Source organism: Streptomyces sp. NPDC003036 (genome assembly GCF_040611175.1).
Classification (GTDB): Bacteria; Actinomycetota; Actinomycetes; order Streptomycetales; family Streptomycetaceae; genus Streptomyces.
In genome coordinates this window covers 77300-90078 of record NZ_JBEXNO010000024.1, presented here as the reverse complement: position 1 = coordinate 90078, position 12779 = coordinate 77300, and the positions used below count along the sequence as shown (strand labels likewise).

Annotated in this window: 13 protein-coding genes; 10 read left to right on the top strand and 3 right to left on the bottom strand. The window is 73.5% G+C overall.

The window, feature by feature from the left end; genetic code table 11:
• Window positions 1-173: 173 nt before the first annotated feature.
• Entirely contained in the window at window positions 174-1451 is a 1278-nt protein-coding gene (locus ABZX67_RS19455) for a hypothetical protein (protein ID WP_355361713.1), read from the top strand.
• Here the strand turns inward: ABZX67_RS19455 and ABZX67_RS19450 are convergent.
• Window positions 1439-2431, bottom strand: coding sequence for an ATP-binding protein (locus ABZX67_RS19450; protein ID WP_355361711.1), 993 nt, complete (start codon window positions 2429-2431; stop codon window positions 1439-1441). The genes ABZX67_RS19455 and ABZX67_RS19450 overlap by 13 nt on opposite strands.
• A gap of 106 nt (window positions 2432-2537) precedes the next feature.
• Between ABZX67_RS19450 and ABZX67_RS19445 the strand changes: the two genes are divergently transcribed.
• Entirely contained in the window at window positions 2538-3392 is an 855-nt protein-coding gene (locus ABZX67_RS19445; protein ID WP_355361709.1) for an oxidoreductase, read from the top strand.
• Between the two features lie 346 nt (window positions 3393-3738).
• Here the strand turns inward: ABZX67_RS19445 and ABZX67_RS19440 are convergent, their stop codons facing one another.
• Window positions 3739-4569, bottom strand: a complete 831-nt coding sequence (locus ABZX67_RS19440) for an HAD-IB family hydrolase (RefSeq protein ID WP_355361707.1) — start codon at window positions 4567-4569, stop codon at window positions 3739-3741.
• A gap of 601 nt (window positions 4570-5170) precedes the next feature.
• On the opposite strand from ABZX67_RS19440, the gene ssd reads away from it, so the two are divergent.
• The 7 genes from ssd (at window position 5171) to ABZX67_RS19405 (ending at window position 10090) form a co-directional block, all read left to right on the top strand.
• Window positions 5171-6274 carry a septum site-determining protein Ssd gene (gene ssd / locus ABZX67_RS19435; RefSeq protein ID WP_355361705.1) on the top strand — a complete coding sequence of 368 codons (1104 nt, stop codon included), beginning with the start codon at window positions 5171-5173 and terminating at the stop codon, window positions 6272-6274.
• Window positions 6271-7422, top strand: coding sequence for a TadA family conjugal transfer-associated ATPase (locus ABZX67_RS19430; protein WP_355361703.1), 1152 nt, complete (start codon window positions 6271-6273; stop codon window positions 7420-7422). The genes ssd and ABZX67_RS19430 overlap by 4 nt, the downstream gene beginning before the upstream one ends.
• Window positions 7419-8273 carry a type II secretion system F family protein gene (locus ABZX67_RS19425; protein WP_355361702.1) on the top strand — a complete coding sequence of 285 codons (855 nt, stop codon included), beginning with the start codon at window positions 7419-7421 and terminating at the stop codon, window positions 8271-8273. The genes ABZX67_RS19430 and ABZX67_RS19425 overlap by 4 nt, the downstream gene beginning before the upstream one ends.
• On the top strand, window positions 8270-9028 hold the full coding sequence (locus tag ABZX67_RS19420; RefSeq protein WP_355361700.1) for a type II secretion system F family protein: 759 nt from the start codon (window positions 8270-8272) through the stop codon (window positions 9026-9028). Before ABZX67_RS19425 ends, ABZX67_RS19420 begins: the two co-directional genes overlap by 4 nt.
• A 33-nt stretch (window positions 9029-9061) precedes the next feature.
• Window positions 9062-9250 (top strand): DUF4244 domain-containing protein, encoded by a 189-nt coding sequence (locus tag ABZX67_RS19415; protein ID WP_355361756.1) that lies wholly within the window; start codon window positions 9062-9064, stop codon window positions 9248-9250.
• Window positions 9237-9611 carry a TadE family type IV pilus minor pilin gene (locus ABZX67_RS19410; protein WP_355361698.1) on the top strand — a complete coding sequence of 125 codons (375 nt, stop codon included), beginning with the start codon at window positions 9237-9239 and terminating at the stop codon, window positions 9609-9611. The genes ABZX67_RS19415 and ABZX67_RS19410 overlap by 14 nt, the downstream gene beginning before the upstream one ends.
• Window positions 9612-9769: 158 nt before the next feature.
• Complete coding sequence (locus ABZX67_RS19405; RefSeq protein WP_355361754.1) at window positions 9770-10090, top strand: Rv3654c family TadE-like protein; 321 nt, start codon at window positions 9770-9772, stop codon at window positions 10088-10090.
• Here the strand turns inward: ABZX67_RS19405 and ABZX67_RS19400 are convergent.
• Window positions 10032-12509 carry a DEAD/DEAH box helicase gene (locus ABZX67_RS19400; protein ID WP_355361696.1) on the bottom strand — a complete coding sequence of 826 codons (2478 nt, stop codon included), beginning with the start codon at window positions 12507-12509 and terminating at the stop codon, window positions 10032-10034. The genes ABZX67_RS19405 and ABZX67_RS19400 overlap by 59 nt on opposite strands.
• Before the next feature lie 79 nt (window positions 12510-12588).
• Between ABZX67_RS19400 and ABZX67_RS19395 the strand changes: the two genes are divergently transcribed.
• The coding region (locus ABZX67_RS19395) for an STAS domain-containing protein (RefSeq protein ID WP_355361694.1) at window positions 12589-12779 on the top strand (191 nt) is incomplete at its 3' end.

Genomic DNA, 12779 nt, shown 5'->3' with positions numbered 1-12779 from the left:
ACTTTCGGGGCAAATAGTGCAGCGATTCACCCGATCCGGTGATAAATCCTTCTAGTCCGGCTTGTCATACATTCATACTCGCGCCCGTGATGCGAGGTTGACGGCGCTCTCAGCAGCCCCCTGGGCCCCTGGGAGCACCCGTAAGCACCCCGTAAGCACAGAAGGGCGGGCGGATGATGGCCGTCACGAAGAGGTTCACTGTCGGTACGGCCGCGGCCGCTGCCGCGACCACGGTGGCGCTGGTCGCCGGACTGGCAGGATGCGGCGGCTCCGACGAGGCCGCCCGCACCGAGGGCGCCCCCGGCCCGAAGAAGGCGGCGGCCCCCCAGAACGCGGTCCGGCTCATCGGGGACGGCTCCACCGCCTTCACCGGCGCCCAGCCCGGGCTGCGCAAGCCTGAGCGCCTGAAGCCCGGTCAGCGGCCGCCGCAGTTCGTCGTCTTCTCCTGGGACGGCGCCGGCGAGGACAGCCAGAAGCTGTTCTCCCACTTCCGCAAGGTGGGCAAGAAGTACGGCGCGACGATGACGTACTTCCTCAGCGGCGTCTACCTGCTGCCGGAGGAGAAGGCGGCGCTCTACCACCCGCCCGGACACGCGCCCGGCCGCTCCGACATCGGCTTCAACGACCGCGAGGGCATCCGCGACACCGTGCGCCAGCTGCGCGGCGCCTGGCAGGAGGGCAACGAGATCGGCACCCACTTCAACGGCCACTTCTGCGGGCCGGAGTCGGGGGTGGGCACCTGGTCGGTCAGCGACTGGAAGAGCGAGATCGCCCAGGCCAAGGCCTTCGTCAAGAACTGGAAGAGCAACGCCGGCCTGACCGAGGAGCAACCGCTGCCGTTCGACTACGACAAGGAGCTCATCGGCGCCCGCACCCCCTGCCTGGAGGGCCGGGAGAACTTCGTGCGCGCCGCGAGCGAGCTGGGCTGGCGCTACGACACCAGCGGCATCAACAACCAGATCTGGCCCGAGAAGGAGCACGGGCTGTGGGACCTGGGCCTGCAGATGATCCCCGTCCCGGGGCGGCAGTTCGAGACGCTGTCCATGGACTACAACTTCATGGTCAACCAGTCGGGCACCGCCAAGGGCGCCTCCTCGATGCACGACTACTGGGGTGACCAGTTCCGCGACGGCATGCTCCAGGCCTTCGACCGCGCGTACCACGGCAACCGCGCCCCGCTGATCATCGGCAACCACTTCGAGTCGTGGAACGGCGGAACGTACATGCGCGCCGTCGAGGAGACGATCGCGCAGGTCTGCGTCCGGGCGGAGGTGCGCTGCGTGTCCTTCCGGCAGCTCGCCGACTGGCTGGACGCGCAGGACCCCGCCGTCCTGGCGAAGATGCGCACCCTGAAGGTCGGGGAGGCGCCGAAGGGCGGCTGGGCGGAATTCCTCGGCGCCCGACCGGCCGCCCCGGCGGCCTCACCCGCCAAGGCCCGTCAGGCGGGCTGAACGGCGCCGATCCCCTCACCCAGTACGAAGGCGGGGTCGACCTGGGCCGCCAGGTCGGCGCCCGTCTTCGCATTGCCCCAGCTCTCCGCGTTCTTCAGGTGGAAGTGGACCATCTGGCGCGTGTAGCGCTCCCAGTCGCGGTGCGCGTACGCGTCCGCCGCCGCCCGGTGGAGCGTCCGCAGCGCGGCCCTGTTGTCGGACTCCAGCAGCTCGAACCGGGCCGGGCGGCCCTTCTCCATCGCGCGCACCCAGTCGGAGTGGCCGACCGTCACCAGCAGGTCGTCGCCGACCTCCTCGCGCAGAAAGTCCACGTCGTCCCGGCCCTGCACCTTGTTGCCGACGACCCGGAGCGCGACGCCGAAGTCGCGGGCGTACTCCTTGTACTGGCGGTAGACCGACACGCCCTTGCGGGTCGGCTCGGCCACCAGGAACGTCATGTCGAAGCGGGTGAACATACCGGACGCGAACGAGTCCGAGCCGGCCGTCATGTCGACGACCACGTACTCGTCGGGCCCGTCGACCAGGTGGTTGAGGCACAGCTCCACCGCCCCGACCTTCGAGTGGTAGCAGGCCACTCCCAGGTCGGTCTCGGTGAAGGGGCCCGTCGCCATGAGCCTGATCTCGCCGTCGTCCAGCCGTACGGGGCGGGCGCAGGCGTCGTAGACGGGGTTGTCCTCGCGGACCCGCAGCAGGCGCGAGCCCTCGCCGGGCGGTGTCGTCTTGATCATCGTCTCGGCCGACGCGATCCGGGGATTCGTGCCCCGCAGGTACTCCTTGATCAGGGGCAGATGCGCCCCCATCGCGGGCAGCGCGGCGGCCTCGGCCTCGTCCAGACCGAGAGCGGTGCCCAGGTGCTGGTTGATGTCGGCGTCGACGGCGATGACGGGCGAACCGGTGGCGGCGAGGTGGCGGACGAAGAGCGAGGACAGCGTGGTCTTGCCGCTGCCGCCCTTCCCAACGAAAGCGATCTTCATATTCATATAGAGTAGCGGTGCGTAGCGGTGTGATTGCGCCAAGTTGTGGCGCGTATGAGGATCGCCACTCGGCGGTGGGTCGGAAGACGCCGGGCGCGTAGCCTCCCTACTTATGAGTACGAGTGCCGCTGGCCCCTTGGCCGCCCTGGGTGCCCTGCCGGGTGTCCCCGATGCCGTGGAGTCCGTACGCAAGGCCGTCGACCGGGTCTACGGCCACCGGGTGATGCGCCGCCGGAGCAGCGAGATCACGTCCGAGGCCGCACTGCGCGGCGCGCGCGCCTCGGCGGCGCTGGCGGGTGCCGACTGGGCGCTGGAGGAGGTGCGCCGGCGCACGGACTTCAGTGGTGACGCGGAGGCCCGGACGGTCGGTGCCGCGCTGCGCCTGGGCGCCGAGGCCGGCCAGCTGCTGTCCATCTGGCGGCAGTCGCCGCTGCGCGTCCTGGCGCGGCTGCACCTGGTGGCGGCGGGCGACCCCGGTGAAGCGGGTGACGCGGGGGTTTCCGCGGTCTCGGCGGCCGCGGTGGGCAGGCCCCGGCAGGACGGCGAGGCCGTCGACGAGCCGCTGATCCGGGCGCCGCTGCCGGGCGCCGCCGAGGTCGTCGGCCGGCTGGAGGGCCTGGCGGACCTGCTCATCGCGGGCAGCTCGGCCCCGGCGCTGGTGACGGCCGCGGTCGTGCACGGCGAGCTGCTGGCGCTGCGGCCCTTCACCACGTACAGCGGCCTGGTGGCGCGGGCGGCGGAGCGCATCGTGCTGATCGGCAGCGGGCTGGACCCCAAGGCGATCTGCCCGGCCGAGGTGGGCCACGCCGAGCTGGGGCGGGAGGCGTACGTGGCCGCCTTCGACGGCTATCTGTCCGGGACGCCGGACGGGATGGCGGCGTGGATCGCGCACTGCGGCCGGGCGGTGGAGCTCGGTGTACGGGAGTCGACGGCGGTGTGCGAGGCGCTCCAGCGCGGCGCCGCCTAGCGGACAGGGTTGCGGCGGTACCGGTATTCGGTACCGCCGCTGGCACGTCCGCCGAGTTACCATGCGTCCTCGATATGTGCCCATCAGGCGGGGTGCTTTGCCCGACGCCTGGTGCGGCTGGCCCGTAATCGACGGGTCGACGTCGCGTGGGTGCTCGGCTTCTGTGCTTCGGTCCGTGGGGCCTTCTTGCTTAACAGGTGATCCTTTCGGATGTCCTCCGGTCTCGCGGGCCGTAACTCCTTTGTACTCCCGTACCCGGGGAAGCGAAAGCCCTGGTTCCGCTTATTGGTTTTTCTTATCAAGCCGGGGCAAGGTGGGCGCCGGGAGAGGGCGGGCGAGGCGAGGCCTACGCCGACTGGCGCCGCCTGCTGGCGTACCAGACGAGCCCGGCCGTGGCCGCCGCCGCACCCACCGCGGCCGCCGCGACGAGCGCCGGGCGGGGCGGCATCCTCAGCGCGGGCAGCCGCTGCTTGAGCCGCACCGGGCGGGTGAAGACGAGAACCGGCCATCCGCGGGCCAGCGCCTCGCGGCGCAGCGCGCGGTCCGGGTTGACCGCGTAAGGGTGCCCGACGGTCTCCAGCATCGGTACGTCGGTGGCGGAGTCGCTGTACGCGTAGCAGCGCGACAGGTCGTACCCCTCCGACTCGGCGAGCTCCCGGATCGCCTGCGCCTTCGTTGGCCCGTAGGCGTAGTACTCCACCTCTCCGGTGAAACAGCCGTCCTCACCGACGACCATGCGGGTCGCCACGACCCGGTCGGCCCCGAGGAGCTCCCCGATCGGCTCGACGACCTCGGCGCCGGACGTGGAGACGATCACCACGTCCCGGCCGGCGGCGTGATGCTCCTCGATGAGGGACGCGGCCTCGTCGTAGATGATCGGGTCGATCAGGTCGTGCAGGGTCTCGGCGACCAGTTCTTTGACCTGCTGGACGTTCCAGCCTTTGCAGAGCGCGGAGAGGTACTCCCGCATCCGCTCCATCTGATCGTGATCGGCGCCTCCGGCGAGGAAGACGAACTGGATGTAGGCAGTCCGCAGGACGGCGCGGCGGTTGATCAGGCCGCCTTGGTAGAAGGACTTGCTGAAGGTCAGAGTCGATGACTTCGCAATGACCGTCTTGTCCAGGTCAAAGAAGGCTGCGGTGCGCGGCAAGGAGTGGTTTTCCACGAGCCTGAGCATAGGTGCCCGCCATTCGGCGTACGCTGGGGCGTGTGGGTTTGCCTGAGAGGCCTCTCGGGTACACCATGGAAGTCACGGATCGTTCGCGACCGTGCTAACCCGGTCCGACTCCTCCCCCCCCGAGTCGGCCGGAGAAGACGACCCCCGCTCTCCCCCCCGGCGGGGGTCGTCGCATGTCCGGACGCGTTTTCGCACGTCGGGCCCGCTTGCTTCCGATCATTCCGCCCTCCCCGGCGCCTTGACCGCGCCGACTTTCGACGCGAGGTGTTCCTCACTCAGCGTAGCGGATGTGCTGCGCTCCGGAAGTCGCTGGTATGGGCTGACGGGATATTCACAAGCGGCGAGTTGTCCACAGTTTCCGAGCAAGATCCACTTCTTTTCCGGAAGCCGTGCACGGTGATTCCAGCCGCGAAGTCCGCGGCGGGCGGGATTCGCGGATCTCGCCTCCCGTACGAACGCCGTCGAAGGTGACGCGGAGACCGTGCGGAGGGTCCGCGAACGCGCCGCGAACAGCTCGCGAATGAACACCCGGACCACTCCTGCGCAAGCACGGGACGAAGTGCGGGCGAAGTGCGCGACACAGTGAGCAGGGGGCGGAATTATGGCCGGATCACACACATCCGACGGGGCGTCGGCATCCGAGGCGCGGCAGGCCGGGCCGCTGATCGTCACGGAGGACGTGGCGCTTCTCGATGACCTGCTGCGGCTGTGCGCCGCGGCCGGCGCGCACCCGGAGGTCCACCACGCGGTGCCGGAGCACCGGACGACCTGGGAGGACGCGCCACTGATCCTGGTGGGGGACGACGCGGCCGCCCGGTGCCGCGGGGCCACGCGTCGCAGCGGCGTCCTGCTCGTCGGCCATGACCAGGACGATCCCGACGTGTGGCGCCGCGCGGTGGAGATCGGCGCCGACTGCGTGCTGCGGCTGCCCGACGCGGAGAGCTGGCTCGTCGACCGGATCGCGGACGTGGTGGAGGGCGTGGGACAGCAGGCCCTCACCGTCGGGGTGATCGGAGGCCGGGGCGGCGCGGGGGCCTCGACGCTGGCGTGCGCGCTGGCGGTCACCGCGGCCCGCGGTGGGCGGCGCACGATGCTCGTGGACGGCGATCCTCTGGGCGGCGGCCTGGACGTGCTGCTCGGCGGCGAACAGGCGGAAGGCCGCCGATGGCCGGATTTCGCCGCCTCCAAAGGCCGTGTCGCGGCAGGTGCGTTGGAGGAGTCGCTGCCCGCGCTGCGGGGCCTGCGGGTACTCAGCTGGGACCGGGGCGACGCCGTGGCGATCCCGCCCGAGGCGATGCGGTCGGTGCTCGGTGCGGCGCGCCGACGCGGCGGCGTGGTCGTCGTCGACCTGCCGCGCCGGATCGACGAGGCCACCGCGGAGGCGCTCGCGCAGCTGGACCTCGGCCTGCTCGTCGTGCCCGGCGAACTGCGCGCCGTCGCGGGCGCAAAGCGGGTGGCGTCGGCGGCCGGGATGATCCTGCGCGATCTGCGGGTCGTGGCACGCGGGCCGTACGCCGCCGGGGTGGACGAACAGTGGGTCGCCGATGTGATCGGGCTGCCGCTCGCCGGTGAACTGCCCCTGCAGCCGGGGCTCATGGTGGACCTCGACGCGGGTGTCCCGCCGGGTGACGGCGCACGCAGCCCGCTGGGCCGGTTCTGCGCGGCGTTCTGGGAGCGCGCGCTCGCCGGGCAGGGGACGTCATGACGACGGGACTGCTGGAATCGGTACGCCGCCGGCTCGCGGAGAGCGGCTCCGAACCGACACCGGCCGGGGTGGCGGCCGCCCTGCGGGCGCAGGGCAGGCTGCTGGGCGACGCGGAAGTGCTCGGTGCCGCCGCGGAGTTGCGGTCCGAGCTGGTCGGTACGGGCCTGCTGGAGCCGCTGCTGGCCGACCCCGCGGTGACGGACGTCCTGGTGTCGGCGCCGGACCGGGTGTGGGTGGACCGGGGCGGCGGGCTGGAGCTGACGGACGTGGCCTTCCCGGACGCGGCGGCGGTGCGCAGGCTGGCGCAGCGGCTGGCCGCGGTGGCCGGCCGGCGGCTCGACGACGCCCGGCCGTGGGTGGACGCCCGTCTGCCGGACGGGACGCGGATGCACGCGGTGCTGCCTCCGGTGGCGGTCGGCTCGACGTGCCTGTCGCTGCGGGTCGTCCGTCCGCGGGCCTTCTCCGTGCGGGAGTTGGTCACGGCCGGGACGGTGCCACCGGGCGGGGACCGGGTGCTGCGAGCGCTCGTGGAGGCCCGCGTCTCCTATCTGGTCAGCGGCGGGACCGGCTCCGGCAAGACGACGCTGCTGTCGACCCTGCTGGGACTGGTCGATGAGCGCGAGCGGATCGTACTGGCCGAGGACTCGGCCGAGTTGCGGCCCGACCATCCGCACGTCGTGCGGCTGGAGGCGCGGCCGCCGAACCAGGAGGGCGCCGGGCGGGTGACCCTGCGCGACCTGGTGCGGCAGGCGCTGCGGATGCGGCCGGACCGGCTGGTGGTGGGCGAGGTGCGGGGCGCCGAGGTGACCGACTTGCTGGCCGCTTTGAACACCGGCCACGAAGGCGGCTGCGGCACTGTCCACGCCAACACCGCGGCCGACGTACCGGCCCGGCTGGAGGCGCTCGGCACGGCGGCGGGCCTCGACCGGGCGGCGCTGCACAGCCAGGTCGCGGCCGGCCTGTCGGTGGTGGTGCACCTGGTGCGCGACCGGGGCGGGCGGCGGCGGATCGCCGAGGTGCACGTGCTGGAGCGGGACCGGCAGGGGCTGGTGGTGACGGTGCCCGCGCTGCGGTGGGGCGCGGACGGGTTCCTGTACGAGCGGGGCTGGGAGCGGCTGCGCTCGCTGATCGGAGGTGCGCGGTGGTGACGGGACAACCGGTGTACGCGGTGGCGGTCTGTGCCGGTGCGGCGGCCTGGCTGCTGGTGGCCGGGGAGCGAGGGGTGCGTCGGGCGCGGCTGTTGTTCGCGGGGGCGGGCGCGGGCGCCGAGGAACCGCCCGAGCCCTGGGCCTGGCGGCGGTGGTGGCCGGTGCTGAGGCTGCGGCGCGAGTGGCTGTGCCTGGCGGTGGGCGGTCTGATCGCGGTGCTCGGCACCTCTGTGCTGCCGCTGCTGGCGGGCGGCGCGGCGGTGCCGCTGGTGAGGCGGAGGCTCGCGGGCCGGGAGCGCGGGCGGGCGCGCGACCGGCGGGCGGAGGCGGTGATCGCGCTGTGCGGGGCGGTCGCGGGCGAGTTGCGCGCCGGGTGGCAGCCGGGGCAGGCGCTGCGCTTCGCCGCCGGTTCCACGGGCGCGTTGGGCGCCGAGGAGGCCGCGGTGCTGGCGGCGGCGCGGTTCGGCGGTGACGTACCGGAGGCGCTGCGGCGGGCGGCCCGGGAGGACGGCGCGGACGGGCTGGCCGGGATGGCGGCCTGCTGGCAGGTGGCGGCGGACAGCGGCGCGGGACTGGCGGCGGGTCTCGACCGGTTGGAGGCGGCCCTGCGGGAGCGGCGGGACCAGCGCGAGCGGCTGAGAGCGCAGCTGACGGGCGCCTGGGCCACGGTCGGGCTGCTGGCTGTCCTGCCGGTGGTGGGGTTGGCCATGGGCTGGGCCATGGGGGCCGATCCGCTGCGGGTGCTCCTGCACACCCCGGCGGGCGCGGGGTGCCTCGTCGTGGGCGGGCTGCTGGAGGCGGCGGGCCTGTGGTGGGCCGGCCGGATCGTGCGGGCGGGGGAGGAGCCGTGAACGCCGAACTTCTCCACAGGCTGGGGACGGCGCTCGCGCTCGCCGCAGGTGCGGCCTGGCCGGTGTGGTCGCTGGCGGACCTGCGGCGCGAGCGCCGGGGACGCGGGCGGATGGCGGCCCTGCTGGGGGTGCGGTGCGCCCGGCGCCCGGCACGGCGTCCGCTGTACGGGGCGTGGGCAAGGCGCTGGACCGCCCCCGTGGCCGCGGCTCTCGCCGGATACGTGCTGGTCGAGGGGCTTATCGGAGGGGCGGCGGCGGTGGCGTGCGCCTATGGCGTGTGGCGCTGGCAGCGGCGCCCGAGACCGCTGCCCGACGACGGGCGGGCGGTGCAGGGCCTTCCGCTGGCGGCGGACCTGCTGGCGGCGTGCCTGTCGGCTGGGGCGGGGCCGCGCGAGGCGGCGGAGGCGGTCGGGGAGTCCCTGGGCGGCCCTGTCGGGGAGCGGCTGGCCCGTACGGCCGCCGAGCTGCGGCTGGGTGGCGAACCGGCCGAGGCGTGGGGCGGGTTCGCCGCGATACCGGGCGCCCTGGGGCTGGCCCGCTGTCTGGAGCGGGCGTCGGCCTCGGGGGCACCCGCCGCCGACGCGGTGTCCCGGCTCGCCGCCGGGCTGCGCGCGGAGCGGGAGCGGTCGGCTGCGGCCCGGGCCCAGCGGGCCCAGGTGCTGATCACCGCGCCGGTGGGGCTGTGTTTCCTGCCCGCGTTCCTCGCGGTCGGGGTGGCGCCGGTGCTCGTGGGGCTGGCCGGCGGATTGCTGTGAACGGGAACTTCGAATCGATGAGTGGGGGATGCGATGTGGGAGCGGTTGAAGGCCGGGCTCGCCCGGCTGCGCGGGGACGCGGGCATGAGTACGTCCGAGTACGCGATGGGGACGCTGGCTGCCTGTGCCTTCGCGGCGGTTCTGTACAAGATCGTCACGAGCGACGCGGTGTCGGGACGGCTGGAGTCGGTGATCGGGAGGGCTCTCGATGCGCCGTTCTGAAGGCGGAACCGCCGTCGGTGACCGCGGCTTCGTGACCGCGGAGGCAGCTGTGGCGGTGCCCGCGCTGGTGGCCTTCACGATGGCGCTGATCTGGGCGCTGGCGGCGGCCGCCGCGCAGATCCAGTGCGTTGACGCGGCACGGGCCGGGGCGCGGGCGGCGGCCCGTTCGGAGCCCCGTGAGACGGCCGTGGCGGCCGCCCACTCGGCGGCTCCGACGGGGGCGCGTGTGTCGATGGAGCGCACCGGGGAGCTCTGGCGGGTACGTGTGGAGGCCCCGGCGCCGGGCCCGGGCGCCCTCGCCCTGACCCTGCGCGCGGAGGCGGCCGCGCTCGCGGAGGACACCGTGGGAGTGGGCCCGTGAAGGGGCCGGCCCGGGCGGTGGGCCGAACGGTGGCCCGGGCGGTGAGCCGAACGGATGTCCCGGTGCTGGGCTTGACAGTCGAGCGGAGCACGGGCCGCCGCAGGGACCGGGGCGCGGGCCCGGGCACCGACCAGGGTCTTGCCACCGTCTGGGTCGTCATGGCGGTGAGCGCGCTGTGCGTGGTCTTCGCGGTGGTCCTGGCCCTGGGCCAGGCCGTGGCCGCCCGGCACCGGGCGGGCGCGGCGGCCGATCTGGCCGCCCTCGCGGCCGCCGACACGGCCCTGTGGGGCGGCGAGCACGCCTGCGCCACGGCGGCCCGGGTCGCCCGCGCCCAGCGGGCCGAGGTGGTGCGGTGCACGGTGCGCGGCGAGATCGCCGACGTGACCGCACGGGCGGCCTTCGGACCGTACGCGCCGGAGGTCAGGGCGCGGGCGGGGCCGCCTCGGGCGCTGCCGGGGCTCCCCGCAGCAGTTCCGTGAGGAGGCGCACGGCGCCGCGCTTGTGCAGCGGGTCGTTGCCGTTGCCGCACTTGGGCGACTGGATGCAGGAAGGGCAGCCCGCCTCGCACTCGCAGGACGCGATCGCCTCGCGGGTCGCGGTGAGCCACTCGCGGGCGGTGTGGAAGGCGCGCTCCGCGAAGCCCGCTCCTCCCGGATGGCCGTCGTACACGAAGACCGTCGGCAGCAGGGTGTCCGGATGGAGCGGGACGGACACGCCGCCGATGTCCCAGCGGTCGCAGGTGGCGAAGAGCGGCAGCAGGCCGATGGAGGCGTGCTCGGCGGCGTGCAGCGCGCCGCCCAGCTGCTCCGGGTTCACCCGGGCGGCGTCCAGCTGGTCCTCGGTGACGGTCCACCACACGGCGCGGGTGCGCAGGGTGCGCGGCGGCAGGTCGAGTTTGGTCTCGCCGAGCACCTCCCCGGTGATCAGGCGGCGGCGCAGGAAGGAGACGACCTGGTTGGTGACCTCGACGGAGCCGTAGCAGAGGCGCCCGTCGCCCCACGGGATCTCGGTGTCGGTTTCCAGTACGGAGATGGAGGTGGTGTCGCGGGCGGTGGTGGAGTACGGCGGATTGGCCTCCTCGACCAGGGCCACCGAGTCCTTCAGGTCCAGCTGCTTCACGAGGTAGGTGCGGCCCATGTGGAGGTGGACGGCGCCTTCGTGGACGGCGGCGTGGGAGGCCGGCTCGTCGACCGTGCCGAGCAGCCGGCCCGTGCCCGCCTCGACGATCCGGACGGGGCTGCCGCCCTCGCCCCGGATGTCCGTCAGGTCGGCGGCCCGCTCCCGGCGCGTCCAGTACCAGCCCGACGCGCGCCGCCGGAGCAGGCCGGCCGACTCCAGCTGCGGCAGCAGGTCCGCGACGGCCGGGCCGAACAGCGCCATGTCGGACTCGGTGAGCGGCAGCTCGGCCGCCGCCGCGCAGAGATGGGGGGCGAGGACGTACGGGTTGTCCGGGTCCAGGACGGTCGACTCGACCGGCTGGCGGAACAGCGCCTCGGGGTGGTGCACGAGATACGTGTCCAGCGGGTCGTCGCGGGCGACCAGGATCGCGAGCGCCCCCTGGCCCGAGCGCCCGGCGCGGCCCGCCTGCTGCCACAGCGAGGCCCGGGTGCCGGGATACCCGGCGATCACGACGGCGTCCAGGCCGGAGACGTCGATGCCCAGCTCCAGGGCGCTGGTCGCGGCGAGCCCGAGCAGCTCGCCGGAGTGCAGGGCCCGCTCCAGCGCCCGGCGCTCCTCGGGGAGATAGCCGCCCCGGTAGGCGGCGACCCGCTTCGGCAGGGAGCGGTCGACCTCCGCCAGGCGCTCCTTGGCGATGACGGAGATCAGCTCGGCGCCGCGCCGGGAGCGTACGAAGGCGACCGACCGGACGCCCTGGACGGTCAGGTCGGTCAGGAGGTCGGCGGTCTCCGCCGTGGCGGTACGGCGTACCGGGGCGCCCTGTTCGCCCTGGAGTTCGGTCAGCGGCGGCTCCCACAGGGCGAAGACCAGCTCGCCGCGCGGCGAGGCGTCGTCGGCGACCTCGGACACGGGCAGACCGGTCAGGCGCCCGGCGGCCAGGGCCGGCCGGGCGGCGGTGGCGGAGGCGAGGAGGAAGACGGGGGAGGAGCCGTAGCGGGCGCACAGGCGGCGCAGGCGCCGCAGCACCTGGGCGACGTGGGAGCCGAAGACGCCCCGGTAGGTGTGGCACTCGTCGACGACCACGTAGCGCAGGGCGCGCAGGAAGGAGGACCAGCGGGGATGTGACGGGAGTATGCCCCGGTGGAGCATGTCCGGGTTGGTCAGCACGTAGTTGGCGTACTGGCGGACCCACTCCCGCTCCTCGACGGGCGTGTCACCGTCGTAGACGGCGGGCCGGACGCGGGTCCCGAGCGGGGCGGCCAGCTCCTTGACCGAGCGGCGCTGATCGGCGGCGAGGGCCTTGGTGGGGGCGAGGTACAGGGCGGTGGCACCCCGGCCGTTGGGGGCCTCCGAGCCGTCGAGCAGCGCGGACAGGACCGGCGCCAGATAGGCGAGCGACTTGCCGGACGCGGTGCCGGTGGCGATGACGACCGACTCCCCGTCGAGGGCCAGCTCGGCGGCCGCGGCCTGATGAGCCCACGGATGGTCGATACCGGCCGCCCGGATGGCCTTGATCACCTCCGGCCGGATCCGGTCGGGCCAGAGGGCATGCCGACCCGCCCGAGGGGGCAGGTGCTCCGTATGAGTGATGCGCGCAGCCCGATTCGCCCCCGCGGTGAGCCGGTCGAGGACCGTACCGGGGGAGGGGCGGGAGCCCCTGTTCTCGGGAGGTCGAGTGGGGCGGTGATTCATGGCCATCGGCACCGAGTGTGTCACCGGCGTGACCGACAATGCTCCCAAGGCGTCGTGCATGGCTGCTGGTAAGTGATTGAATGCCATCGCGGCTGGCGATCCGTCCCCCGGCTCCGCTGGGGAGATCCGAGGGGCGACCGCTCGATAGCAAGGTGCTGGAGGATCCGTGGACCTGTCCCTGTCGACTCGCGTTGTGCCCGGCCCTGCAGGCGACCGTATGGTCGTCGAGGTCGGTGGCGAGATTGATGTGTATACCGCGCCCAAGCTGCGCGAGCAGTTGGTCGAGTTGGTGAACGACGGCAGCTACCACCTGGTCGTCGATATGGAGGGTGTGGACTTCCTCGACTCGACCGGTTT